Here is a 24,171-nt window from a genome sequence, read left to right as displayed (position 1 = left end):
AAGCAGGTTACACTTGCTTATTTTCTCGAGTCGCAAGACAAGTTCGCCAAAAAATAACAAATCCCAGCAATAGAAATAAAAAAGGACCAAACCATAATAAAAGGGTAATCGATTTTACTGGTGGTTTAAATAAAATAAAATCACCATAACGTGCGGTCAGATAATCACTTATTTCACTATCACTTTTACCCTCTTTAACCATTTGATAAACTTGATCACGTAAATCTTTAGCTAACTCCGCATTGGAATCTGCTAAGTCTTGATTTTGACAAACTAAGCAACGTAAATCTTTTAGAAGATAATTAAATTGGACCTCTTTTTTTACTGAATCAAAAGGATAACTACTGTTTGCCCAAGTGAACGAACTTAAAAAAAGAAAAAAGCTCCAAAAAATAAGTTGGGTAAAGAGTTTACTCATCAAGCCTGCTCCAGTTGCTTCATTAAAGGAGCAATTTCTTTTAACCAAATTTCTTGGTTTATAATGCCTGCGTGGCGATAACGAATGACACCCTTTTTATCAATCACAAAAGTTTCGGGTGCTCCATAAACACCTAAATCGATAGCAACTTTTCCATTTCTATCTTGAAAAACCAGCTTATAGGGATTTCCCCATTGTGACAACCATTGCAATGCATTAGCGGATTTGTCTTTATAATTTAATCCATAAATGGGAATTCCTTGACGTGCTAATTGCAACATAAAAACCTGCTCATCCACACAAGCTGCACACCAACTAGCCCAAACATTTAACAAAACAACTTGGTCGCGAAGCTGACTGGAATTAAAGAAAAATTCCGGGTTTTGCAATTGAGGCAGGCGAAAATCAGGTAAGGATTTTCCGATCTGAGCGGAAGGTAACTCATGAGGATTAAGCGACAACCCTCGCCAAAGGAAAATACTGAGCAACAAAAAAAGAAGGATAGGAATTGCTTTCCAGAACACTTTTCTCATGCGTTAAGCTCCTCGGTGCCCACTACAACTGAACGTCGTCTTTGATAATATCGTTTATCAGTCAGGGCAAGAAAACCACCTCCCAAAATCATAAAACCACCAAACCAAATCCAGCGAATACACGGTTTATAATAGAGCCGTACCGACCAGGAATCATTAGTTAAAGGCTCTCCTAAAGCTACATAAATATCCCTAAAGGGCGTAACATCAATTGCCGATTCTGTCATAGCCATTTGACCTACAGTATATAGTCTTTTTTCAGGATAAATAAATCGCACTTTGTCGTTATAGCTTATTTTAAATTGAGCCCTAGTTCCTTTGTAATTAGGACCAGACAGCGGTTCTTGATGTAGAAATTCTATAGAATAGCCAAGCAAATCCACTTGTTTACCTGGCTCCATCTGCACATCATCTTGTACTCCATAAGCGGTAGAAACTGCGATGCCAATTACCGTAGCAGCAACACCCAAATGAGCCGAAATCATGCCCCAATAAGCTTGTCCTATATGAGATAAACCACGTTCATTGACTCGTTTATATGCTGCTTGAACAGTACTTAAAATCACCCAAAAAGCCAGACACAATCCCATAAACGCTGAAGAGTCAAATTTTTTAGTAACTATTAATAAGACCAATGGAAGTAATAAACTCAGCGCAGCCGTTCCCCAGAGCTTTTTTAATACTATTTGCCAATTATCTTTGTTCCATTTTAAATGTATGCCAATTCCCATTAATAACAACATAGGAACCATCAACGGAATAAATACAGAATTAAAATAAGGAGCACCTACTGATAATTTACCTAACCCTAAACCCTCGACAAGAAGTGGATAAACTGTACCCATTAAAACAGTCAGCATCATAACCACTAAAAAGACATTATTTAATAATAAAGCACTATCCCGAGAAAAAGGACTGGGATTATTGGCTGAATGTAGTGTTTGTGCTCTAAAAAGAAATAATATTAAGGAGCCTCCAATAACAAAGAGTAAAAATCCTAAAATATATAATCCTCGTTGGGGATCTACAGCGAATGCATGCACCGAAGTTAGAACACCCGAACGCACTAAAAAAGTACCAATAAGGCTTAAAGAAAAAGCAGTAATCGCCAGTAACATTGTCCATGCTTTAAATTGTTGTCGTTGTTCTGTTACCGCTAGAGAATGCAATAATGCTGTACCCACTAACCAAGGCATAAAAGAAGCATTTTCAACAGGATCCCAAAACCACCATCCACCCCAGCCTAACTCTCGATAAGCCCACCAACTCCCTAAAGTAATTCCAGCTGTTAAACAACACCATGCGGCTAATGTCCAAGGTCTTGTCCATTTTGACCAACCGGTTTCTACTTTGCCAGCCCAAAGTGCAGCAATTGCAAATGCAAATGCCACCGAAAAACCAACATATCCCATATACAACATAGGGGGATGAAACAAAAAACCAGGATCCTGTAATAATGGATTTAAATCACGCCCTTGTGTATTCAACACTTGAAATTGGCGTAAAAAAGGATTGGATGTGGTTAATAAAAAAAGAATAAATCCAATACTCAACCAACCTAAAACTACTAAAACGCGGGTGCGCATCTCCGGCTCAAGTCCCGAACTACAAAAGGCTACCAATAAAGTCCAAAAACTAAGGATTGCAACCCACAATAACATCGATCCTTCATGTCCACCCCATACAGCACAGAGTTTATAAAACCAAGGTAAGGAAATACTGGAATTACTTACCACATAGATCACCGAAAAATCATCCTGCAAAAAGCAAAGGGTAAGCAATAAATAAGCCAAAGCAATAAAGAAAAATTGACAAACTGCATATACCTGGGCGGCATTCATCCAATCATGACGATTCAATTGCACACCAACTAAAGGAATCACTGCTTGCATAACCGAAGCAATCAAAGCCAAAATCAAAGAAAACAATCCTAATTCTGCAATCATGAACGCACCTTTTGAGACAAAGCAGCTTTTACTTCAGGCGGCATATAATTGGCATCATGTTTCGCCAGAACTTGTGTGGCACGAAAATGTTGATTATCAATGAGTTGTCCCTCAGCCACTATACCCTGCCCTTCTCTAAATAAATCAGGCAAAATACCTGTATAAGTTATAGTAATGGTTTGATTAAAATCGGTTACCTTAAATTGTACCTCTAAACCTTGCTGCGCACGAGTAATCGAACCTTTCTCTACCATACCGCCTATGCGAATCGCATGGTGTTGTGGGGCTTCACCGGCGATAGCCTGAGTTGGTGTGTAAAATAGGCTGATATTTTGTCTTAGAGCATATAAAACCAAGGCTGCAGCTATAGATAAAATGCCTAGAGCAACGAGTAAAATTATTAACTTACGTCTGCGTGCTGAAACCATTTCTATCGCTTAAACCATTGTTGTAATTTTTGACGTGTTTGTTTTCTCTTCCATTTCATCCCTAATAAATTCATGACTAAAACAACACTCACTAAGCCATAAGCTGACCAAACATAAATGGAGTACCCGCCCATAGTAAGCCATTCTAAAAATTGATTCACTTAAATTCTCCCTCAAATTGAATCCTGACCCAAGACTGCCTTTTTTCGCGAAACAATAACTCTTGGCGTGCTCTCTCTAAAATAATCCACAAGCAATAGAGAAAAAATCCAACCAAGGTAAACAACAAAGGATATAACATACTGCCATCAATCTTAGGTTTTGCAAAAATGGATAAAGTAGATCCTTGATGCAAGGTATTCCACCAATAAACTGAGTAATGAATAATCGGTAAGTCAATAATGCCTACTAAGGTCAAGATGGCAATAATTTTATCACCATCCTCTTTATTTTTTGCCGCTTGATAAGTGGCCAAAATCGCAGCATAAAGCAAAAAAAGAACGAGTTCAGACGTCAAACGGGCATCCCAAACCCACCAAGCACCCCACATGGGTTTTCCCCAAATACTTCCTGTGGCCAAAGCTAGAAAAGCCATATAAAGACCTACTTGAGCGACAATATGAATTAGAAGACCTGCGATTTTAATACGCCAAACTAAAAGTAATACAGCTAAAAATCCCATCCACACATAAAGTGCCATAGATAAAAATGCACTGGGAACATGAACATAAATAATACGAAAAGCATCTCCTTGTTGGTAATCAGGTGGAGCAAATGCTAATCCCCAGACAGCACCTACGATGAGTATCACTATGGAACCCACAGCTAAACTTGGCGTGATCCGTCCAGAAAATGTATAAAAAAATTTTGGTGATGCTAGCTGGTATAAAAATTTCCACATAGGAATAATTGAAATCAAAAAAACCGGATTTTATCATGTATCGTGATTTTCTCAAAACACGATGGATAAATTATTCGACGTAACTAATACGCATTACCCCAGCAATTGCATAAGGTAAAAAACCAATGGCAATCACCGACATGGCTAATAACAAAGCCAAATAAGCACTAATAGGCATACCTTGCATCGCGATAGTTAACGTGCCACTTGCAAAAATCAATAAAGGTAAAGTGAGCGGCAATAAAATTAACGCCATTAAAATACCTTTTTGATTGCCAACGCCAAAAGCAGCAACCATAGCACAAAGAAACAATAAAGCTGGAGTCCCACAAATAATAGTCAATACTAATACCCAGGTTTCCCATACGCTTAAAGAAAACAATACAGCGACTACGGGACATAAAACAAGTAGCGGCAATAGATGAAATAACCAATGTGCAACTACTTTTGCACTAACGAGCAAGGGTAACGAACGACCTGAAACAAGCCATTGTTCAATAACACCGTGCTCATAATCCTGTTGAAATAAACGTTCCGCAGAAAGCAATGAAGATAAGAGGATTGCCATCCAGACTAAGCCAGGAGCTATAGTGCGTAATAACGCTATCTCTGGTTTTATAGTAAGCGGAAACATAAGAAGGAAAATTAAGAAAAACAAACACGAATTAACCAAGAAACGCGGCTGGCGTACTTGAATCAGTAATTCACGCTGACATTGTTTCAAAAACAAGGAGAAGGTAAAATTCACAAGCAATACTCCTGATAGTCAGAGCGATTGAGAGGTAATTGCTGATGTGACGTTAATAAAACAGCCCCACCTTTCTTTCGATGAACTTCTATTTTAGTCATAATCACATCAATTGCTCTATCATCCAAAGCAACTAAAGGTTCATCAAGAAGCCATAATTTGGCATCGGACATCCATAAACGCAGCAAACCTACTTGCCTGCGTTGTCCAGCTGATAATAGACCACATGGAAAATCAAGATAATGTTCTAGTTTAAAAATTGTGACTAATTCCTCAATTTCTTCAATTTTGCAGAACGACAACGCGATTGCATGAAGATCAAAATAACAATTTTCTCTTAAAGTTAGATTAGGATTAATGCCTGTTTTATGACCAACAAAACACAACTGATGTTGATAAGCCGGTCGATCGTTTTCTATATTTTGTCCAAAAAAATGAATTTCACCATTCAAAGGAGGATATAAACCCGCGATTAATTTTAATAAAGTCGTTTTTCCTGCTCCATTTGCCCCACGTAAGTGCAGCAATCCTCCAGATGGCAAGTGAAAAGAAACATTATTTAACAAAAGTTGATCTTGATAATCAAAATCAAGATTAATCACATTAAGCATAGATAAACGATACACTGTAGGTTTTGCCAATGATCTGCAAATTGCAATAAAAAGAAAATGGATCTATTGAGTTTTAATAAATCCTGAATCGCTTTACTGCATTCAGAGCTACAAATTTATCCAAGAATAGTACTAAATCTAAAAAACAAAACAAGTTTTTTAGTGCATATTAGATTTATAGATATATTTGTACGGCATAGAACATTTAATTATCTTCTATGCCGAATTCAATATGAAGGATTAATGTGTGGCGATTATAGTTTGATGTTCCTTGGTTATTGCCAGATCGTTCATCGCTTTGGATAAACCCGAGTGTCTTCCTTTAGCAAAAAGACCTATCCCGGTAGCCAAAACACCTACACCAACCCCTGCAGTAACAGCGCCTGCAACCAAACCTACCCCTGTCACAGCCAAGGCGATACCCGCAGCAACAGCGGCTAATCCTAACGCAATCATCAAACCACCGAGAATTTTCATCCCGGCAGAAGGCTTTCCTTGTACAGTTTTAGCTTCTGTTTGATAATCCTTGACTGACATTTCACCTTTCAGTAACGATTGAGTATCCTTTAAAACTTTGGTTAGATCGATAATTGATTCGTTACCTTCAGCTTTTAATGCTTCGATATGACTCATGACTTTCTGTGCATGTTCTTTAATTTGAGCGTTCAAATCATCTTGTTGTAACTGTTCTTTTAATTTTTGTAATGCTTTCTTATAGTGCACTAAAGGTGAGGTAGATGAAAAGAATTCTATCAACGGACTTAAGATGACTGTTTTAAGATTAGAAATATCAGTTTCTCTAGGAAATGTCGTTTTAATTCGAAGAGAATCAAAATGACTTGCAGCTAATTCAGGACATCGAACCATTTCATAAGCAAGAAATGCTTTCTCTAATGTTGAATTACGCATGAAGGTGTTCTCACCTCTGTCTGGCGCTCTTTGAATTATACGGCCAGTTAATGTATGCAAAACTGCTGGACTTAATTCTTCACCAATTGTTTCGACAAAATCTTTGATTGCATCCATTTGCGTATGGTTAGAATCAGTAATTGGTTTATTTGGATCAACGTAGGCTATTCCTGGAGATCGTTTAAAAGTGTCTGGATGAAGCAAATCATCCAACATTTGATCCGAAATTGTACCATCTGTTAGCGATTTACCATATTTTTTCATTAAGTTACGTGTTTGTTGCAAAGGCATACGATACTCCCAAAGCCTAAAAAATAAGTTCAAATTATATGCAGACTAGCTTAAGGAAATATTAACTATTAATAAATTGAAATTTTTTGTGAATTAGAAATAAATACGTTATTTTTGAACAGGTATTAGAAAATTGCAAAGTGATTTTTTAATGAAATAAAAAATAATGAACTTTTTTTAAAAAAAACAGTAATCAACACTTGACTCAGAACGCATCTCGGAGTCTAATAGCAACCCTCGGGGCCAGATAGCTCAGTCGGTAGAGCAGAGGACTGAAAATCCTCGTGTCGGCAGTTCGATTCTGCCTCTGGCCACCATTAGAATCAATAGGTTACGTAAAAATCCAAAAAATTCAAATTTTCCATGTAGACGCAATGTAGACAACTTATTATCGGGTCATTCTATTTCCTATGAATATTAAATTTACTGATTACAGGGAAAAAATCATACAAGAACTTAACAATAAAAAAGTTTTTTTGGGAATTAATGAGCCTGTAAGTTTAATAGATGGTTTTATAAACCAACCTATTCAGCAAGAATTGTCAGGAAATATAGTTATCGGGGGTCCTACTATCCCTATGGTAGCAGTTGTAGGAAATAATAGTGGAAGAATTTATTATTTTGCTCTAAAAGCTTTGCTTCCTAGCATAGGTATATAACTTATGTCATCAAATCCAGATCCTAACTTTAAAGTAGAATCAACTAAAACTGAGGTTATTTCTAGCTCCAAAGAGCTTCCACAGCTAATCAAAGAAATTGTAGAAAAAAAAGTGAATGAGGAAATAGCCCATGACAAAGCAACATTATTCGGCTCTTTCCCATTTAAGGGGGCAGTCTTTAATCACCCGCAGAGCACCCTAACACGAACTCTATAATTTTCAAAATTTCTAAAACCATAAGCCCTTCGCTGAATGAGTTTCATTTTGCGATGAAAGCCTTCAGTTATTCCATTAGATTTACTAAACCGCCACATTCTGGCGACCTCATCTTTCCAAGCACAGAGCGTTCTGCCTAATGAGGCTAACGCTTTAAATCCACTTTGCTTTAACTCAGAAAGCATATCTAAAAAAGTAGGTATTACTTTACGACACTCATGCTGCGTTAACGCCCTTTTCATTAATAGTGAGTGCAGTTGTTGCTGAAATTGATAAATGGATTCTATTGCCGGATTTTCAGTGAAAAATGTATCTCTTTTGACTTTCTTCTCATCACTTAAGTTATCAGGTCTCGTTCTCAATAAGGCTAAGATACCTCTATTGTTTTTAATTTCACTGGAGAGTTCTCGACAGGTCATCATACACTGGTGTTGAATTAAACGGATTACATGAAACCTATCAGCCACTATCATCGCATTTGGAAAGTACTTCTTTACTAAGGAACGGTACGTACTACTTAAGTCCATACAAATCACTTTAACACGCTCTTTTCCAGGTAATTGCTGGAGATATTCTTTTAATTCTTTCTCACGACGGCCACGAACCACATCAAATACCTTATGTTTTCTTAGGTCACAGAACGTTGTAGCAAAGCCTTCTTTTTTACTAAAGAAATGCTCATCAATACCGAGTACTATCGGGCATGGACGATTGAGTAATTCCCTATTTTGCTCTTCATAATGCCGTTGATACCAGCGTTCTATTGTCGCTTTCCCTTTCTTATAACGTTCCGACAGGTCTTTTTGTGATACTCCTCGACTATGCTCATGAAATACTGCTGACTGCGCACGCCATGTAGCACGTTGATGCTTATTAATGCCGGGAAACTGTTGATTCCCATATCGACCACAATCATGACAATATAACTTATAAGCTTTAAACCTTAAGATACTTCGCCTATGACCTATCAACTCATGATGTACTTCTCGCAGATACGATGATTTCTTGCGTACCTTCTTACTTTGACAATGACCACAACGCGCTAATCGATTATAAGAAACATCTAATAACAACGGCTGGTATCCACTCACTTTTACTATAGAAAATCCAGGTAAATTTAGGATAAGATTCTTCCTAGGCACTTTAATCTCCTTTTTGATCGCAAAATCAAGGATTTAGTCTAGACTAATTTGATTAAAGTGCCCCCTTAATTGGTGTAGAGCCCATTATTCACAGTTTTTGGTATATTTGCATCTATTGTTACATTTACATCTATTGAAATTCAAATATTAAAAAACACTTGCAGCTTTGAGAAAATAACAGGTCTAAGCTTAATAACTTTATCTTCTTTATTATTTTTCATTTTTATTTTGGATTATATTGGGCGATCCTGGCGAGAAGAAGTTTCTAAACAAATGAAATTTTTCCCTTGGCATCTATTCTTAATTACTAGTACCATTTTTTTAATGGGTATTGGTTTAAGTATTTCTGGTAACGAACAACTCTGTGTATATAACAATATATACGCTAGATACGAAAAAGATTTTAATGAAAAGCAGGCTTTATTTGAGCAAACTATTTTAGCTGATATAAAAAAACTTAGAAAAAAATTTGATGCAAATAATGTTCAAATTAAGGAATTACAACAAAAATTAATCAATCAAAAGCCACCCATATAATTAATATCCAAAAAATAAATACCTCTCGATTACTTTTTAATCAATCCCTTCCAGCTCATTAAATAAGATTTTGCTTTAATTTATCCCTTTAATTTATCCAACGATATTCTAAAACTAAGCTACATCTTGTTGAGCTAGTGTCCCGATTCGCTTACTTGTTTTTTTCTTCTATAATTAACTTAGGAATTTAGGAGAATAAATAATGTCTTCGTTTATAAGTAAAAATTTATCAAAGATTTTGCAAAATAAAGATGATACAGAGAAACTCTACGCAGATATTTTAGATAATACTTCAGATAAGACTCAGTTTAGTTTTAAGAATCATGAAAATAATGAGTTTATCATCTCATTCAAAGAATCATTAAATATTTCTGAAAAAGAAAAAGATGATAAATAGCACATTAACTATTATTTTATTATTAGCTCCTGGACTATGCTTTTCAACTTTTTACTTAAAAGGAATTAAAGAGTACTCTAAGGCAGAAGATTATAAGTTAATTTCATTACACACAGTCCTAGCGATAATTTATACAACTTTCCTTCTTCTTATTTTTTATGGTCTATCCATAGTACTAAATTCTACTTTACATCATGAATTTGAATACATAAGAGGTAATACAAATATTAATTTTTTAACTCTACTCATATACTTCTCTACATTCATTATTGCAATTCTTGCTGGCAAATGTCAATGCCGATTGAAAATTGATCCTTTTGCCAGATGAAAATTGATCCCTCCTGGTAAAAAAATTAATCAGTTATATTATTTTGCTCCTCCTTCTGATTTTGAATTAAACCGGCCTTAAATTTGTCTTTTAATCTATAACTGTCGCCTCTGCATTGAATGACATGAGCATGATGGAGCAACCTGTCGAGCATAGCTGCTGTTAATACTTTATCGCCGGCGAAAGTATTGTCCCATTGACCAAAAGCGAGATTGGAGGTGGCAATAATAGAACCTTTTTCATAGCGATTTGCAATAACTTGGAAGAAATGATTTGCCTGATCTCGGTTCATTGGTAAATATCCAATTTCATCAATAATGAGCAGTCGAGCATTATTAATAACCCGTCGCATAATATCTTTATATCGCCCTTGGCGATGAGCTGTTTCAAGCAATAACATCAAATCTGCTGCGCTAATAAATTTTGTTTTAATGTTTGCTTGAACTGCTAAATAACCCAGAGCAATCGCTAAATGAGTCTTGCCTAATCCACTAGGACCAAGTAATAAAATGTTTTCCTGTCGTTCAATGAAAGCCAAAGAAGTCAGTTCTCGGATTTTATTTTTTGGTACACCAGAAGCAAATTTAAAATCAAAATCATCTATTGTTTTAATCATTGGAAAACCAGCCATTTTAGTGAGCAGGGTTCGACTTCGATATTGTTTTTCCTGTAACTCCACAGTCAATACACTTTCTAAAAAATCACTATATCCTTGATTATGAATTGCTGCCTCTTGAGCTAGATAAGAGTAATTTGTCGCTATCGCTGATAAATTCAAGCGTTCACATAGTGATAAAATACGCTCATGTTGAATATTCATGCAGCCTCCTCTGTGCGCTCGAGTAGTTTCTGATAAATTGACAATTCATGTTGCATTGCAGTGTTGTCTAATAATTGAAAGGCAAAATAGTGAACCTCCTTATTTTCCAAATGAGAAAATAATTTACCAGAATAGGTAGATGACAATGGTTGTAGTTTTGCTTGTTCATCAAGAAGTCGTTCGAATGGAATTGCTCCTGTTGTAGCATGTACTCGTTGATTAGCAATTTCATTTAGCCATTTTAAAACATGCATATTGGCTGTCTCTTTATCTAAACTTAAGCCAAGTGCCTTCAATTGCCCAACTAAAGGAAAATAAAAACTGTATTTTAAATAATGAATAAAGCGTTCAACTTTGCCTTTTGTTTGTGCCCTATAAGGTTGACACACTTTAGGACGAAATCCAGTATGTTTTGCAAAATCCCAAAAACCAGCTTGAAATCGATGTTGGCTTGGGCCATATCCATTTCGTTCAATAATGACTGTTTTCATATTGTCATATAGGATCGTATAAGGAACTCCACCAAAATATTCGAATGCATTTTTATGGCATGCAATAAGCGTTTCCAAGGTTTCATCGCTGACAAACTCTACATAAGATGCTCTGGAATATCCCATGGTTGCAATAAAAGCACTTAATCTATCCTTTCCTCTTCGGAATTGAGCCCAATCCACCTGCATCTGCTGTCCAGGCTCTGTTTCAAACCGAACAATAACCTCTTCTTTTTTTGACCTTAAAGTATGCATATATGCTCTTAATTGAGAGCTGCATCCATCATAACCAAACAATTTAATCTCTCGATAAATCACAGTAGCTGGTACCCAATGAGGTGTTGCATCTTTTAATCTTTTTTGAATATATGCTTTATAGGGGTCAAGCTTTAATGGCTTTTTATCACGCCTTTTGTAATAAGGCTCTGAACCACTTTTAAGATATTTTCGAACAGTATTTATCGACATACCCAATTTTCTAGCAATCGCTTTTTTACTGTATCCCTGCTTGTACAAAATATGAATCATTTTTGACTCCTCTAATTGAATCATTCCCTCCTCCAGAATTCATTCTCCTGAAGAAAACTATAGTAGGGGGATCAATTTTCAGTCGGCAAAGGGGATCAGTTTATATTCAGCAACGACAGGCAAATACTTATCTGACAATGAAATTTTTTATGAATACTTAACTCCTGTTACATATTGGAATACATTATTTGCTGAGAGTAAGAAAGAGGATATAGACGCTATTATTACATTGACAATAGAAGTAGGTAAGGAAATTTATTTATATATAGGCACATTAGATAACTTTCAAACTAAACGAGATGAGCTTGATTATATTATTTTGAAACGACCCTATAGAAGGAAATTAAAAAATGATGAGGAAAAATTATACAAAGAATTTTCAGAAAGATTTTATAGAATAGATGTGGACAAATTAGTAATTGATTATTCTAAGATATCTAGTCTAGGCATAAAGATCATTAGCGTAAAAGAAAATAAATAATCCTCCTGATGATAATTAAAATGAATTTATTCAAAAAAACTACTTCTTCATCACAGGATGATATATTTCATAAACTAGTAATTCATGGGTACAATAGGTTTATAATTTTTCCTGCGTCACTGCCATTTTCCAGCAGTGACGCAGGAATATTCGACATCACTAACCCTCCAACACTATACCTTAAAACCCCATTTGTCCTGACGCACCAGATAAGATGGGACAAAATATTCCTTATAATGCTCTTGTCCCCAGATCTGCACTTTGCTATTTTCTAAATGAAGCATGACTGATGAATCGGTGGAAATCCGATGAAACGCTTGGGCGTCTTATGCTAAGCCACTCTCATTCCCTAACCTTGTGGCTGGACGTATAGTCGGGAACCCCTCAGGAACCTTTACCGTTCGGTAAAGGGAGTTCTTCGGAACTCTAAGTCATTTCAATTGACCATGGATTAGAGATAAAGCCCTGCTTTATCACTTGCATTTATTTATTTGATTAAGGAGAAAAACCACCAGAAAACCATAGCAGTACAGGCGAGATCGTTTGCCTTATAACGATTGATTTGCCCCCTTCTTCGAGCTTTACGGCTTTTGCCGGGTTTCAACAGAGAGTGAACCGCTCGACCAACACTAAACAATACACAGGGCAAATTCTTTTTTTCAATTAACTTTTGCGGATAGGAAGATGCGTACACAATCCTTAAGACAGTTCGCTAATCGACAAATCAAACAGGATAGGCAAGGCAAATACCTGTATCGTAAGCACCGTGCCTACGTCATCCATAAGATGATTGATGACTTGTTTGTTATCAGACAAGCACCTCCTTCATGGCAGGCTTTGCAATCTGAGCAGGTTCACAAGCTGGTACGCTACTGGAAAAAACAGAATATTAATCCAGTCACCATCATGCGATACATGACCATTATCCGCCGGTTTTTACAGATGAACGATTGCCCTGTTACTAACATCGATAACCAATCGCTTGAGCTCTCAAGACCTAAAACAAGAAAAAAGAGAAAGAAAACAATCCCACCTGATATTTTGAAGTCACTTCACGACCCAATAGCCCGAGTCATTATGGGATTACAAACAGAATTTGGACTCACTTTCAAAGAAGCGATTCTGATTAAACCACGTATTCAAGTCCGTGAATGTTCTATCGGGATAACCCGAGACATAGCTTTTAATTCCACCGACCGAAGCATACCGATACGAACTGAAAACCAGAAAGCGGTACTCAATCTTTTTAACTGGCTCACAAAACAATACGGTAATCTGCTTCAATTAAAATCTTATGAAGAAATCCGCATCATCTGGCGCAGTGCATTAGCCAAGCACCGTTTATCCAGTAGCAAAAGCTGGCGTTATTTGTATGCCAAACAAATGTACTCTCACCTTCTACCTGACTATGGAAATTACAAGGCTTGTTGGCTGATACGTGATGAGATGGGAATAAAATCGCGGAATACTCTGTGGTTATATCTCAAAAATTAGCGGGACATTTGGGACAAGCGGGACAGCGCATAAACACTGGGTTCGAGCCGTCCCAATTTGTCCCATCACTTAAAAATAATGGGACAAATTTCCAGGGTCTTATTCCCCTCCCCAGATTTTATTGGTAAACACATAGACCCTGGGTGTTCCTACTCCTTTGATTCTTGGCTTATGAGTAGGCATTCCATCTGTTGCCGGCTTTAACCAGCCTTCATTCAGTAACACACGAACTACTGTTCTAGACTCAAATCCCTGACACAGCTCTTTTTTAAAGACTTCCGTTAATACCATATACACACGAAAACCCGCGTCATCGGTATAAAAAAATCCGGCACGATTTTGAATCCGCTCATTGTTTGGCGTTCTGATATTATCAAAGCGGCTGGCACCATGAGATTCAAAAAAGGCCCTGACTTGAGCTAATATCGCCCTGTCCTCCTTGTTGCCCTCCATGCCAAAATGTTCGAGCCATGCTCTGTAACATTTGTACGCGGCATCGGTGGACTCTCCCTCATTCCATCCAGTCAATCCGTATTGGGTGGCTAATTCACCCGCGACAGCAACTAAAGCAAACCGCCGGGCTACACGGATAATTTGCCCTGTTGAATCCGGTAAGACAGCACTGTTCACAAATTCCTGCATTGCATCAGCAATGTCAATTGCAATACTTGGTTGGTTTGTCACCACCTGTTGCAGCCATGCCATACCCACAGCACCATAATACTTGCTGGAATATTCCTTTAAGGATAAGGCCATGGTCGCTGGGCTGAGTTGATTGTGAGTTTTCTCAAATAGTCCCATGTTAAATCCCGCATCGGCTTCAATATCCGCTAACCGTATTTCTTGTCCTGCATTGGTTTTTTGGCCTGCTCTCGCCATCAAAGACATTAAGGATTCCTCCCCAGCCGAGAGAAAGAATAAGGACCATCGAGAAGATGGCTTGGCTGTTCCATGACGCGAGGCTCGTGTTTTGCCTTGACCATTAGCCAGTAAATAAGCCGCCTCCCCTGCTTCTTTAGGCTCCATCTGACTTAACTCATCCAAAATCAGCAGGCCATCGTTATGCAAAGCAGCTAATCCTTCAAGCCCATTGGTGGTGCTACGCCATAATCGGCAATAAGCCTGCGGATTACCCCAAACCGAAGCCGCTACTTTTAAAGCGGTACTTTTACCACTAGAAGAAGCGCCTCTGAAGTGAAACCCACCTGAATCTTCACCAGCAATTTTTGCCAAAGCAGGAGCAAAAGCAGCGGATATGGCAAAAATCAACCGGGAATTGCCAGAAGCAAGGCGGCCTATTGATTCTTGCCAATCGTCTACAGTACCCGATACTGACATAGCAGATTCAATCGCATGGCTATTTTGAAAAACAATTTTCTCACAGGAATGTCCAATGATTTGTGAGGGAGTAACAAAGAGGTTTTCATGCCAACCCAATTTCTCGACACAACGAGCTCTGTCCTCTACTGGAAAGACCTGCAAATAAGTGGTCAGCAAATCCCGGGAAATTTTATGGGGTGAAATGGTTAAACCAAGACTAGCCAATTCTCTTCTAACTTCAGAGGCATCTCCTTGTAACAAGGCTAAAGGCATTGCCCATTGATGAATGACCCCATCGTCATCCTGCCATTCAAGTAACCGACCCCACTCCCCACTTTTGGCATCTCGCGTTTTAGCCACCACATACAAAGGGGAACAAATCCAGCGGGGTGCCATGGGATTACCGTCTTTGTCTTTTCCAAGGAAAGACACGCCCTGCTCATTTAATTTAAAATAACCACCAGCGTATTCACAAACAACAGGCTCTATTTTATTTTTTAACGTAATAATTTGTTTTTGCTGCATCACTTTTCTCCAGCAGAGTTCAGAAAGATAGAACCCCTATCTCTCTTTGAACAATCTATTTCTATCTGTTTTATTGGTTGGCTACTGAAAGGACTTGCCCTTCGTCACAGGTAGATCGATAGATTTTCTGTTGTTGGAGAAAAGACAATACGTCACTTTTGCGATACAAAACCTTACGGCCTATTTTAAGATAGGGAACACCCTTTCCTTCCCAGCGATTACGTTCCAAAAGTTGGGTAGAACAATCCAAAACAGCCGCCAAAGTCTGTTGATTAAACAATGCAGAATTGGGTGCAGATTCAAATTCATTAAGTAATTGTAAACGTGATATTTTTTTATTCATATGGAACCTCATCAAATGATTATTCATTCAGCTTAATGCCGACGGTTTGCGTCCTGCACGATGAATACCAGTTGACTGTCCGGCCGGTTCCCCTTGTTAGGGATAAAGTCTTGATATTTCATTTTCCTTTACTTTTACAGTACCGTAGACCCGTAAAAGCGCACAGCTCACGAGAAGTATTGCGTGTAATTTAAAAGGGTGTCAAGCGCTTTCAGGGCTTGTGATCTGATTGATATTAAATGAGATTGAATGATACTAAAAAAATTTTTATGGCAGGACTTGTCCCATGTGTCCCAATTGATTTTTTTGCATTGGGACATCTAAACCTAGCGTTTATGCGACTGTCCCACTTGTCCCTATTGTCCCACCTAATTTTTATAAAGTGCTTTAAATAAAATTTAATCTAAATTTTAAGCTCAACCATAAGAATTCATTTAAGAATATAATTTTAAATATCTCATATCCTATATGGATTTTTCGGAATATCATCGTGGATTTTTCGGAATATCATCGTGGATTTTTCGGAATATCATCGTGGATTTTTCGGGTTATTATCTTGGATAATTCGGGTTTTACTATTGGATTTCTCGGGTTATCTCTCTGGATTTCTCAGGTTATAGAAATCAAATCTCTCAGTAACTTACAAGAAATAAACAGTAGAGTTAAGTCTTAGCTGATTGTGAACTCCGGAAAACTGTTGTTGATTAACTTACCAAGTTTCAGGTTTATGTATTTCAGTTCCAGGAATTTTATCTGGAAGTTGTGAGTTTTTTAATACGTTTTTCCTGATAGGTTTTATAAAGTCAGCATATTTAGCTAATTCTCTTGATGGTCTTCTTTTATGATCAGTATTAGGAAACACAACACCTATCAATTTATTGGTTTGACTTTTGACTAACCGAAGAGATTCCGCTAAGTCACTGTCATTTGAAACAATCACAGCACAATCATAAGCATCTAACCATGCATCATTTAGGACATGTAATGCCAGATTAACATCCGAGCCTTTTTCCTCAGTTTTATAAATTTTAATGAAGTCTGGTGGTGGGTTAACAACTTTAGCACTTACTTCATGAGTTAGGTAATGGCCATAATAAATTTCGATTTCAGGTATATAACTTTCTAAAGCCTGAAGATAATATTTCTGACGAAATCGAGAGGCTTCATTCCCGTCTCTACTAGATATTGGAGCAGTATAATATTTAATTTTTTGAATATTATGAGATGATTCTAATAGATTTATAAAAAGAGCTTTTAAATCTAACCATTTATAAGAGGTTCTTTTTAAGCACCCGTAATAGAGATTAAAGCCATCAATGTATATGGTAGTGCGTTTATTATTCATTATTGTACACTAGAAAAAACAAGAGCCTCCGAAGAGGCTCTGTGCCCTAGGGGAAAAGTCCTAGGGGAAGTAGTACTATAATTGTACTAAGAATTATCATGTCCGTCAAATATAATATTCTCCTTCTTCAAAAGATTCATGAAGTTGGACATTTAATTTAACGCTACAATATTTTCTACACTACCGGCCATCTGCCTGATCAAAAAATCAGTAATCCTCTGCATCGGTTTTCGTAAGCGTTCCACATCTCGCATAATATAACCTGCAGTTACGTCATTATTCATTTTATGATTTAACAGTCGTTTTAAAGCATACGCTGGTAAATCCAGACTTTCTGCAGTCGTAGCAAAGGTTCGCCTTAAATCATGAACAGTAAAAGAGACGCCAGATAATTCGGCCACTTTGAGCATAGCTTTTCTGGGATCTATGACATGACCTGTTTTACTAGGTGACGGGAATACAAATTCATTCATCTTAAATTGTTTTCTTCGTAAGAATAATTCATAGAGAAAATCAGACATAGGCAAAGTATGAACCTCCCTATTTTTGGTATCCTGTACAGTGAAAGTCTTGTCTTTAAAATCAACATCCTTCCAACATAAGGATGCTGCTTCTGTTCTCCTTAAACCAGTGAAGAGAACCAGTAAGAAATAGTCTTTCCACATCATAGCCTGGGAATAATCTTCTTGTTCACCGAGTCTTGTTAAACCTTCATGCCATGCTGCCAGCTGGTGACTTTTGATCATGGTATTTTTACGATCTACTCTGTACCAACTTCGAGTATGAGACAAATATTCTACAGGGTTAATGGCAATGATGGGTTGACCATCTTCAAGCTGATATTCATGTGCTGCAAAGTTAAAAACAGCCCGCAATACACGCATGGCATAATTAGCTCGTGCTTTACTGTTTGTTTGACCATATTGTGCGTGACGTTTGGCAATCATTTCTCTTGTGATATTCATTAGAGGCTTATCAAACCAATCAGAAATCACTTGCTTTAGAATCGATTGATAATCTTTAATAGTCAGTATCTTCAAGTCTTTGCGGGCTTTAAGATAATCATGAAACGCTTCCTTCAAAGTTATCGATTTTATTTTGTTTATCTTTTTTTCAGCGATCGGATTATCCCCTTTCGCAATCTGACCCAATAAATGCTTCGCTTGCTTGCGTGCTTCCTCGGCAGTTATCTGGCCATATTTACCCAAGGTAATGCGTTTCACCTTATTAGCGACACGGGTTTCTACCACAAAGCTTTTTACTCCGCTTGAAGTCACCCGAAGTGCAAAGCCTTTTAACTGCTCATCTCGATAAAACGTTTGATCTTTTCCTTCCACTGGTTTGATTTTATCAACCACCGTTTTGGTGAGTTTGATAGCTTTGATATTTTCCATAAAACACCTTAGAAAAAATTACGTTTTAAATTCCATGTAGACACCATGTAGACACCATGTAGACAGATTATTTAAAACATAATAAAAGTTAAAAAATCTAAATATGCTCTAATGTACTTGATTTTAAAGGGATAATAAAGAAATTTAAAAATAGTTGAAAGGTGTTAAAAAGGTATTTTAAAGGACTGAAAATCCTCGTGTCGGCAGTTCGATTCTGCCTCTGGCCACCATGAGAACCCGAATTTAATCAATAAGTTCCAATCGTTTTACCAAAATTAGCAAAAATCATGTGCGTGACTTTTGCGTAACCTAGTAGAAGCTTTCAAAATTAAAGAACTATCAGTTTTCCTTTTTGAATACTTCTATCTATTTTATTATGACTTCCCTTTCGAATCAAAGTTAATACAACTCCACTTTGTTTCTTTGAGCAAACTTTATTTGCCGCCTCATACAAATTCTGCAACTCGGCTGAAGAATAGTGTGTTGTGATTCGCCCTGAACGATAGCCCAATAAATCCTGCCTATCTTCAAAACTTACACCTTCAGCACGTAACCTAACGTTCCAGGTATAATAAATACCAGTAAATGAGATAAGATGGTATCTTTACTTCCCAGTCCCAGCAGAGCGCTTTTAGATACTTTGCCCGAAGGAAGTATCTATACCATTCAAGTAGTATTTAGCCATGATGCCAATTTAGATGCACCTCTTTCTCAGCTTGAAAAAGGAATAGTCGGTACAAGTCTAAAACCCGAGGAAGTCCGAAATGATATTAAGATGGCTCGCAATAAGTTAAGTACAGGCAATACGTTATTTTGGGTTAATCAAGCTGTTTTTTACCATGCAAAAAGCGACTCAGATGCCCAAAATATCGTACATTTAGGATTCCCCCACCAATCAGAACGCTATAACCCTCTAAAAAACTAGGATCAAGTAAGCGAAGTAGCAACCCGCATCGCCGATGCCATAGCAGCAGAGGGTGAAGGAAAACAATTCGCAGCCTTTGCCTGGAAATACGTCAATATCGTAGCTATTTGTTTGGAAGAAATGAAACACCCCATATAACATACCAATCAATTGCTTTTTATATTAGCCGACTAGTTCAACTTCTGATGACCTATGCTTACCTAAGGGACAGGCGTTTATTTTAGTAAATGGTGGAGAGATTTATAAAATAAGAATTCCATTGCCACTAAACTCACCCCAAACAAAATAAAAAATCATTATTTTTACTCGATTCAGCTAAGAGTTCTCATTAGATCAAATAAGCATAGCTATTTTCATAACTTTAAGGATAAGTAATGATTACCATTTAGTCAGATCATTATGCCATCTGCTTAACACAAATTAGCCTCTTAGATAAATTAGTTACAGGGAATTTTTTAATTCTTTGAAAGAATTTTTAGCAACTCCAAAATATAAGTCCTCTGTATTTGCGCTAGACCTCACGTATTTCTTCTCTGTAAAGTCCAAATAAGATTTAATCGCCGTTATTGAATGCTTATCTTTTAAACTCTCATGCCATAATTTAGTTATACCAAAGAACATCCCATCCAAATCAGAGCGTTGATATTTTCTAAGCATTTCGATCACAGCAGGTATATAAATTTTCTCCAGTTCTAAGGATTTATAGGCAAGTTCAAGTTTTAAACCTAAAATGAGCCGTGGCTCAATCCCAACCATTTGCTGTTCAATCTGACTTCTTCTATTAATAATTTGTTGAGCAGAATGAAAATCAATATAACCCCTAATAATTTTATCAGCATCATTGCGCTCCAAATTCTGGTACAGCATCTTCGAATAAAACTCTCTTAATACTTCAGCATCATAGTTTTTATCTAAGGAATCACTATGATTTTGATAATAAATCATCAACCCTTGAATTAGTTTAGAACGAATTTCTGAACTCTTAGCCTCCTGATACATTTTTAAAAATCTGGGAATAACATTTTGTTCATTAGAAACAGCAAGCCTATCTATAAATATGCCCCTTTTAGTTTCATTTACTTGAATGTTGGCTGCAAATTCCCATTCCTTTGAAATATGAGTTGGAGTTTCGTCCTTCATAGGAATATCAGCGAGCTCCACAAACTTCTCATAAGGTAAATTATTTAGCTCATCAGCAGAAAGATCACTAAATTGTTTATCTTTAATATCAATAAGAGGTGGTTGAGTAATATTTTCCGAATTACTAGGGCTTAATGCATCACCATTAGCATAGGGAAAGGTATAAAAGACCTTAATGGGCAGCATTATTTTATTATCCATTATCTGCGAGAAGCCAGCACTGTAAAAATCCCATGCTATAAAGGTATCGCATCGCCACATACCGCATTTAGTTGGACGCCGATTTTGAAGATTTCCTTGACCAATTATATATGCCGTTGAAGAGCTATATGTAGGGCACCACCAACTCTGGTGGTAACCTTCTGCCAATGCTTTATAAGTTCCAGTAGAATAATCGCCTACCCCAGAACGACTACCCCAATATTTTGAGCGAGAAGTAAAGTTTGTGAAGGAATTAAATTGGATTACTCGATTTTCATTTAAAACTTCTATTATGATTTGAGTGGGATATCCCACATCATCGCCAGTACCTAGACCAACATGCCCAATCCATCCGGCACCCGGAATTAAAAGATCACGACCTAATACATCACCCGAAGCAAGAGGTTTTCTAGCCTCTACCTGATTGGCAAAAGAAATAGCAGCCAACATGAATAAAAGAATTTTTTTCATATCTTATATACCTTTTAAATAAAAGAAAGAATTAAGAATTAAGTCTTTTTCTTAGTTGGTACCCGAGGCAAATTAATAAATGGACAGTAAATAGGATAATGATAAAATAGATAAATAATTGATTTTGACTGAAATAAGTTAAATTAAAATAAGTGGGTAACAAACTTAGAACAACATATCCTAAAAAAAATGTAGTTGCAAATATACTTGTGTAGAACGAATGGTTTTTATCTAATAACAAGGCCAATAAAGAAAAAAGCAAGCCCCCTATTATTGCATATACCCCGCTCAAAATAATAATTAAGGGCCACCACCCCTTGGCATCAACATTATTCACTTGAAAAATTAAAGCAGTAATAAATGCTATTAAACAACTATAAGAGATGAGAAACATGTCTCGCTTAAATGAGGTTTGCTCTAAAAGAAGACGACTATCTTTCAAAGCATCAGTAATTCTCTCTGACCAAAACACAACGAATAAGATAATAGGTAAACTAACTAGCCCTTCAATAATGCTGCTTTGCGATCCAATTTGCATCACCACAAATGCGGCAATATACGTGATGATTAAGGTATTGGAATATTTGTTTAAGTGGTACATAACTTATATCCATTTTTAAGTTATTAAAAATAATAATAATTTTTGTTCGTCAAGGTAGCATGTTTATTTAGATAAATCAAAGTTCAATATGTGTATCTAGTTTCAGCATCACTCCATTATTGTGCGGAAACGCAGAAATTTTCCACCGAATCTCATATAGACGTAATGAAGACAGATTATTACTAATTGTTATAGAGCTCTTTACTTATTTTCTCACGAGTACATTTAATTTTTTCGTCTAATCTTATTGCGCCTTCTTTTTTAATATTACCAATATCAATAGACTGAAAATTATTTATTGTGTCCTCATAGCTTATGTTGAATAGTTCTAGTATTTTTTTCATTCTTTTTTTCTTAAATGCCTCAAATATTTTTGAGGGAGAAGTATAATCCTCTGATGAAAACTCCAATACAACTTCTGAAACAAATTAAACAATAAGACATGTCGCTCAACTAGGAAATAATTTTGTTGTATGTAGCTCCCTAGTATTTTGTGTGTCTCTCTTAAATAATCCTCTTTGTTAGATTCGGTCAATCTATTTACTTGCCTTCTCAATACTAGGATTTGGTCTTGTAAAAAAGCATAAAACCGATAACTATCTACTTCAAAATGACTTATTCAAGTAGGAAGAACATTCCTTTTAATTCCTGAATCTTGTAATAATGGTTTCTTTCTTGAAGTCTGTAGTAAAAAAATCCAATCCACTACGTGTTAACGTATTGTCAAATGTTGCTATTAATTCGGCTTTTATAGTTTCTAGCTCAACCTTTTGTTGGTTTAATATATTAATTGTTGAATTATATAAATTTTCAGTAAGTAACATGTTTTTGTGTGTTTGTGACCCCATTCCTTCAATTGATTTTGCTTGGCCTAGCAAAGTATCTTCAAAATATATTTTTTGAAGACGGAGTATTCTTTGTTCACTCTGATACTTGTGATTTGCAAACACAGCCGTGACTACAGCAGCCAATATAATAAAAACACCTCGAATAATTTCGGGCAGATATTCCAGAGGAATAGAGCATAAATTGCTCAAAATAAGAAATGCTAGCACAAGCAATAGATGACAAAGATATCGAAAGTGCAAAAGATTCACTGGAAACTCTAAGAAGCCGCCTTAATCTATAAATTGTTTAGTGGTGGCATTTTAGAACAAAGAGATATTGTCGGGTCAGAGAAAAAACATTGCGTCCATCGAGTTTATCTCTAAATGGAGAATAGGAAATTATTATCGCCCTGTCGACGAGAACAGTAATTGGTTTTTATTCATACTTGGTATGACTTTTCTCTTAATTGATCGAAGCATAATTCTATTGAATTCTTAAGCAAAAATCATAGAATTTGACTGGAAAATAAGAAGTTAAAAAACATAGTTCCTCAAAAGCAGTTATAGATAGTAATCTGAAAGAAGTAATAAAAGACGTGGGTTCTGGTAACAAGGTTGGAACCATAATTCGAGTAAGTTCCAAAATATTTTTGCTAAATAAAAGCAGGACTCAAGGATTGTTTAATATTATGAGACTTCTGTATATACCTCTCAATCGTGGCTAAAATAACCTCGCGTGATGGACATTTCAGAATCTTTCAATACAAAAACTAATGGCTGTTGCACATCCAGATAATAAAACTCTCACGCAAATAAAACAGGATCCAATTATTTCTTTTGCAGAAGGAAACGGTATTGAGAGCATCGTCACCCTCTGCGTAAGCAGGGGGTCTCGTAAGCGTATGACTGCAAGGTGAAGTTTAGTTTAGAGCAAAGATTGGTTACTTTTAGACCTTCCGCTTTTGCGGAAGGCGACGGTATTGAGAAGTCCCTCCCCCTCTGCGCAAGCAGCTGTCTCTTGATGAGATAGGATCAAGAGACAGCTTAATTGGTGTAGATCCCGAATTTCTGAATTCTTAGCCTCCTGATACATTTTTAAAAATCTGGGAATAACATCTTGTTCATTAGAAACAGCAAGCCTATCTATAAATATGCCCCTTTTAGTTTCATTTACTTGAATGTTGGCTGCAAATTCCCATTC

25 protein-coding genes, 2 tRNA genes and 2 pseudogenes are annotated in these 24,171 nt (G+C 36.6%); 8 read left to right on the top strand and 21 right to left on the bottom strand.

Annotation, left to right across the window (positions count from 1 at the left end; genetic code table 11):
* Positions 1-7: 7 nt before the first annotated feature.
* The 9 genes from Lgra_RS00945 to Lgra_RS00905 all read right to left on the bottom strand — a co-directional run bounded on the left by Lgra_RS00945 (position 8) and on the right by Lgra_RS00905 (position 6,785).
* Complete coding sequence (locus tag Lgra_RS00945) at positions 8-418, bottom strand: cytochrome c-type biogenesis protein (RefSeq protein WP_058497425.1); 411 nt, start codon at positions 416-418, stop codon at positions 8-10.
* Positions 418-951 carry a DsbE family thiol:disulfide interchange protein gene (locus tag Lgra_RS00940; RefSeq protein ID WP_058497424.1) on the bottom strand — a complete coding sequence of 178 codons (534 nt, stop codon included), beginning with the start codon at positions 949-951 and terminating at the stop codon, positions 418-420. The genes Lgra_RS00945 and Lgra_RS00940 overlap by 1 nt, the downstream gene beginning before the upstream one ends.
* Positions 948-2,897 carry a heme lyase CcmF/NrfE family subunit gene (locus tag Lgra_RS00935; RefSeq protein WP_058497423.1) on the bottom strand — a complete coding sequence of 650 codons (1,950 nt, stop codon included), beginning with the start codon at positions 2,895-2,897 and terminating at the stop codon, positions 948-950. The genes Lgra_RS00940 and Lgra_RS00935 overlap by 4 nt, the downstream gene beginning before the upstream one ends.
* Positions 2,894-3,325, bottom strand: coding sequence for a cytochrome c maturation protein CcmE (gene ccmE / locus Lgra_RS00930; RefSeq protein ID WP_058497422.1), 432 nt, complete (start codon positions 3,323-3,325; stop codon positions 2,894-2,896). The genes Lgra_RS00935 and ccmE overlap by 4 nt, the downstream gene beginning before the upstream one ends.
* A gap of 2 nt (positions 3,326-3,327) precedes the next feature.
* A complete protein-coding gene (ccmD, locus tag Lgra_RS00925) occupies positions 3,328-3,486 on the bottom strand; it encodes a heme exporter protein CcmD (RefSeq protein WP_027272315.1) in 159 nt (52 codons plus the stop codon).
* On the bottom strand, positions 3,483-4,226 hold the full coding sequence (gene ccmC / locus Lgra_RS00920) for a heme ABC transporter permease CcmC (protein ID WP_058497421.1): 744 nt from the start codon (positions 4,224-4,226) through the stop codon (positions 3,483-3,485). The genes ccmD and ccmC overlap by 4 nt, the downstream gene beginning before the upstream one ends.
* 70 nt (positions 4,227-4,296) lie before the next feature.
* Positions 4,297-4,974, bottom strand: a complete 678-nt coding sequence (gene ccmB, locus Lgra_RS00915) for a heme exporter protein CcmB (protein WP_058497420.1) — start codon at positions 4,972-4,974, stop codon at positions 4,297-4,299.
* Positions 4,971-5,585 (bottom strand): cytochrome c biogenesis heme-transporting ATPase CcmA, encoded by a 615-nt coding sequence (gene ccmA / locus Lgra_RS00910; protein ID WP_058497571.1) that lies wholly within the window; start codon positions 5,583-5,585, stop codon positions 4,971-4,973. The genes ccmB and ccmA overlap by 4 nt, the downstream gene beginning before the upstream one ends.
* 240 nt (positions 5,586-5,825) lie before the next feature.
* Positions 5,826-6,785 (bottom strand): hypothetical protein, encoded by a 960-nt coding sequence (locus Lgra_RS00905; RefSeq protein ID WP_058497419.1) that lies wholly within the window; start codon positions 6,783-6,785, stop codon positions 5,826-5,828.
* A 241-nt stretch (positions 6,786-7,026) separates the two neighbouring features.
* Here Lgra_RS00905 and Lgra_RS00900 point away from each other — a divergent pair.
* The 3 genes from Lgra_RS00900 to Lgra_RS17680 all read left to right on the top strand — a co-directional run bounded on the left by Lgra_RS00900 (position 7,027) and on the right by Lgra_RS17680 (position 7,660).
* Positions 7,027-7,102, top strand: a tRNA-Phe gene (locus tag Lgra_RS00900).
* Between the two features lie 93 nt (positions 7,103-7,195).
* On the top strand, positions 7,196-7,444 hold the full coding sequence (locus Lgra_RS00895; protein ID WP_013101584.1) for a hypothetical protein: 249 nt from the start codon (positions 7,196-7,198) through the stop codon (positions 7,442-7,444).
* 3 nt (positions 7,445-7,447) lie between these two features.
* Entirely contained in the window at positions 7,448-7,660 is a 213-nt protein-coding gene (locus tag Lgra_RS17680; protein WP_042647011.1) for a hypothetical protein, read from the top strand.
* On the opposite strand, the gene Lgra_RS00890 is transcribed toward Lgra_RS17680, so the two are convergent.
* Positions 7,627-8,802 (bottom strand): ISL3 family transposase, encoded by a 1,176-nt coding sequence (locus Lgra_RS00890; RefSeq protein WP_011946822.1) that lies wholly within the window; start codon positions 8,800-8,802, stop codon positions 7,627-7,629. The two genes, Lgra_RS17680 and Lgra_RS00890, sit on opposite strands and share 34 nt — an antisense overlap.
* Before the next feature lie 273 nt (positions 8,803-9,075).
* On the opposite strand from Lgra_RS00890, the gene Lgra_RS00885 reads away from it, so the two are divergent.
* Complete coding sequence (locus Lgra_RS00885) at positions 9,076-9,339, top strand: hypothetical protein (protein WP_011946823.1); 264 nt, start codon at positions 9,076-9,078, stop codon at positions 9,337-9,339.
* Positions 9,340-9,541: 202 nt separating this feature from the next.
* Positions 9,542-9,736, top strand: coding sequence for a hypothetical protein (locus tag Lgra_RS00880; RefSeq protein WP_011946824.1), 195 nt, complete (start codon positions 9,542-9,544; stop codon positions 9,734-9,736).
* A gap of 353 nt (positions 9,737-10,089) precedes the next feature.
* Here Lgra_RS00880 and istB read toward each other — a convergent pair whose 3' ends face one another.
* On the bottom strand, positions 10,090-10,884 hold the full coding sequence (gene istB / locus Lgra_RS00870; protein ID WP_011946826.1) for an IS21-like element ISLpn12 family helper ATPase IstB: 795 nt from the start codon (positions 10,882-10,884) through the stop codon (positions 10,090-10,092).
* Positions 10,881-11,927, bottom strand: coding sequence for an IS21-like element ISLpn12 family transposase (gene istA, locus Lgra_RS00865; RefSeq protein WP_011946827.1), 1,047 nt, complete (start codon positions 11,925-11,927; stop codon positions 10,881-10,883). The genes istB and istA overlap by 4 nt, the downstream gene beginning before the upstream one ends.
* 1,141 nt (positions 11,928-13,068) lie before the next feature.
* On the opposite strand from istA, the gene Lgra_RS00855 reads away from it, so the two are divergent.
* Entirely contained in the window at positions 13,069-13,878 is an 810-nt protein-coding gene (locus Lgra_RS00855) for an integrase (RefSeq protein ID WP_011946829.1), read from the top strand.
* A 99-nt stretch (positions 13,879-13,977) separates the two neighbouring features.
* Here the strand turns inward: Lgra_RS00855 and Lgra_RS00850 are convergent, their stop codons facing one another.
* From Lgra_RS00850 to Lgra_RS00835, 4 genes are all read right to left on the bottom strand, one after another.
* Positions 13,978-15,723 (bottom strand): DUF927 domain-containing protein, encoded by a 1,746-nt coding sequence (locus tag Lgra_RS00850; protein ID WP_011946830.1) that lies wholly within the window; start codon positions 15,721-15,723, stop codon positions 13,978-13,980.
* A 70-nt stretch (positions 15,724-15,793) separates the two neighbouring features.
* Complete coding sequence (locus Lgra_RS00845; protein ID WP_011946831.1) at positions 15,794-16,066, bottom strand: helix-turn-helix domain-containing protein; 273 nt, start codon at positions 16,064-16,066, stop codon at positions 15,794-15,796.
* 709 nt (positions 16,067-16,775) lie between these two features.
* The gene (locus tag Lgra_RS00840; RefSeq protein WP_011946832.1) at positions 16,776-17,411 is read right to left on the bottom strand and encodes an NYN domain-containing protein; all 636 of its coding nucleotides are present in this window, start codon (positions 17,409-17,411) and stop codon (positions 16,776-16,778) included.
* Positions 17,412-17,563: 152 nt separating this feature from the next.
* Positions 17,564-18,805: a tyrosine-type recombinase/integrase gene (locus Lgra_RS00835; RefSeq protein WP_011946833.1), complete on the bottom strand. Its 1,242-nt coding sequence runs from the start codon at positions 18,803-18,805 to the stop codon at positions 17,564-17,566.
* 163 nt (positions 18,806-18,968) lie between these two features.
* Here Lgra_RS00835 and Lgra_RS00830 point away from each other — a divergent pair.
* A tRNA-Phe gene (locus Lgra_RS00830) sits at positions 18,969-19,035 on the top strand.
* A gap of 98 nt (positions 19,036-19,133) precedes the next feature.
* Here the strand turns inward: Lgra_RS00830 and Lgra_RS18170 are convergent.
* A pseudogene (locus Lgra_RS18170) lies at positions 19,134-19,376 on the bottom strand (site-specific integrase); the annotation flags it as partial.
* A 39-nt stretch (positions 19,377-19,415) separates the two neighbouring features.
* Between Lgra_RS18170 and Lgra_RS18650 the strand changes: the two are divergent.
* Positions 19,416-19,927, top strand: a pseudogene (locus Lgra_RS18650) (TraC family protein); the annotation flags it as partial.
* Between the two features lie 244 nt (positions 19,928-20,171).
* On the opposite strand, the gene Lgra_RS00820 reads toward Lgra_RS18650, so the two are convergent.
* The 4 genes from Lgra_RS00820 to Lgra_RS18155 form a co-directional block, all read right to left on the bottom strand.
* Entirely contained in the window at positions 20,172-21,542 is a 1,371-nt protein-coding gene (locus tag Lgra_RS00820) for a hypothetical protein (RefSeq protein ID WP_058497417.1), read from the bottom strand.
* Positions 21,543-21,573: 31 nt separating this feature from the next.
* Entirely contained in the window at positions 21,574-22,143 is a 570-nt protein-coding gene (locus tag Lgra_RS18160; protein WP_238584317.1) for a hypothetical protein, read from the bottom strand.
* A 641-nt stretch (positions 22,144-22,784) separates the two neighbouring features.
* Positions 22,785-23,114: a hypothetical protein gene (locus Lgra_RS00810; protein WP_131743542.1), complete on the bottom strand. Its 330-nt coding sequence runs from the start codon at positions 23,112-23,114 to the stop codon at positions 22,785-22,787.
* A gap of 781 nt (positions 23,115-23,895) precedes the next feature.
* The coding region (locus tag Lgra_RS18155; RefSeq protein WP_058497415.1) for a hypothetical protein at positions 23,896-24,171 on the bottom strand (276 nt) is incomplete at its 5' end.

This window comes from Legionella gratiana, assembly GCF_001467695.1.
GTDB lineage: Bacteria > Pseudomonadota > Gammaproteobacteria > Legionellales > Legionellaceae > Legionella > Legionella gratiana.
Note: the sequence above shows the minus strand (reverse complement) of the source record. Positions and strands in the feature narration are given on the sequence as shown.

Coding starts and splice junctions, on each gene's coding strand:
- Lgra_RS18160 (WP_238584317.1), bottom strand. CDS start 22,143: ATGTACCACTTAAACAAATATTCCAATACCTTAATCATCACGTATATT.
- Lgra_RS00885 (WP_011946823.1), top strand. CDS start 9,076: ATGAAATTTTTCCCTTGGCATCTATTCTTAATTACTAGTACCATTTTT.
- ccmC (WP_058497421.1), bottom strand. CDS start 4,226: ATGTGGAAATTTTTATACCAGCTAGCATCACCAAAATTTTTTTATACA.
- Lgra_RS00840 (WP_011946832.1), bottom strand. CDS start 17,411: ATGAATAATAAACGCACTACCATATACATTGATGGCTTTAATCTCTAT.
- Lgra_RS00835 (WP_011946833.1), bottom strand. CDS start 18,805: ATGGAAAATATCAAAGCTATCAAACTCACCAAAACGGTGGTTGATAAA.
- Lgra_RS00905 (WP_058497419.1), bottom strand. CDS start 6,785: ATGCCTTTGCAACAAACACGTAACTTAATGAAAAAATATGGTAAATCG.
- Lgra_RS00880 (WP_011946824.1), top strand. CDS start 9,542: ATGTCTTCGTTTATAAGTAAAAATTTATCAAAGATTTTGCAAAATAAA.
- Lgra_RS00820 (WP_058497417.1), bottom strand. CDS start 21,542: ATGAAAAAAATTCTTTTATTCATGTTGGCTGCTATTTCTTTTGCCAAT.
- Lgra_RS00895 (WP_013101584.1), top strand. CDS start 7,196: ATGAATATTAAATTTACTGATTACAGGGAAAAAATCATACAAGAACTT.
- Lgra_RS17680 (WP_042647011.1), top strand. CDS start 7,448: ATGTCATCAAATCCAGATCCTAACTTTAAAGTAGAATCAACTAAAACT.
- Lgra_RS00850 (WP_011946830.1), bottom strand. CDS start 15,723: ATGCAGCAAAAACAAATTATTACGTTAAAAAATAAAATAGAGCCTGTT.
- istB (WP_011946826.1), bottom strand. CDS start 10,884: ATGAATATTCAACATGAGCGTATTTTATCACTATGTGAACGCTTGAAT.
- ccmA (WP_058497571.1), bottom strand. CDS start 5,585: ATGCTTAATGTGATTAATCTTGATTTTGATTATCAAGATCAACTTTTG.
- Lgra_RS00845 (WP_011946831.1), bottom strand. CDS start 16,066: ATGAATAAAAAAATATCACGTTTACAATTACTTAATGAATTTGAATCT.
- Lgra_RS00855 (WP_011946829.1), top strand. CDS start 13,069: ATGCGTACACAATCCTTAAGACAGTTCGCTAATCGACAAATCAAACAG.
- Lgra_RS00940 (WP_058497424.1), bottom strand. CDS start 951: ATGAGAAAAGTGTTCTGGAAAGCAATTCCTATCCTTCTTTTTTTGTTG.
- Lgra_RS00935 (WP_058497423.1), bottom strand. CDS start 2,897: ATGATTGCAGAATTAGGATTGTTTTCTTTGATTTTGGCTTTGATTGCT.
- ccmE (WP_058497422.1), bottom strand. CDS start 3,325: ATGGTTTCAGCACGCAGACGTAAGTTAATAATTTTACTCGTTGCTCTA.
- Lgra_RS00945 (WP_058497425.1), bottom strand. CDS start 418: ATGAGTAAACTCTTTACCCAACTTATTTTTTGGAGCTTTTTTCTTTTT.
- istA (WP_011946827.1), bottom strand. CDS start 11,927: ATGATTCAATTAGAGGAGTCAAAAATGATTCATATTTTGTACAAGCAG.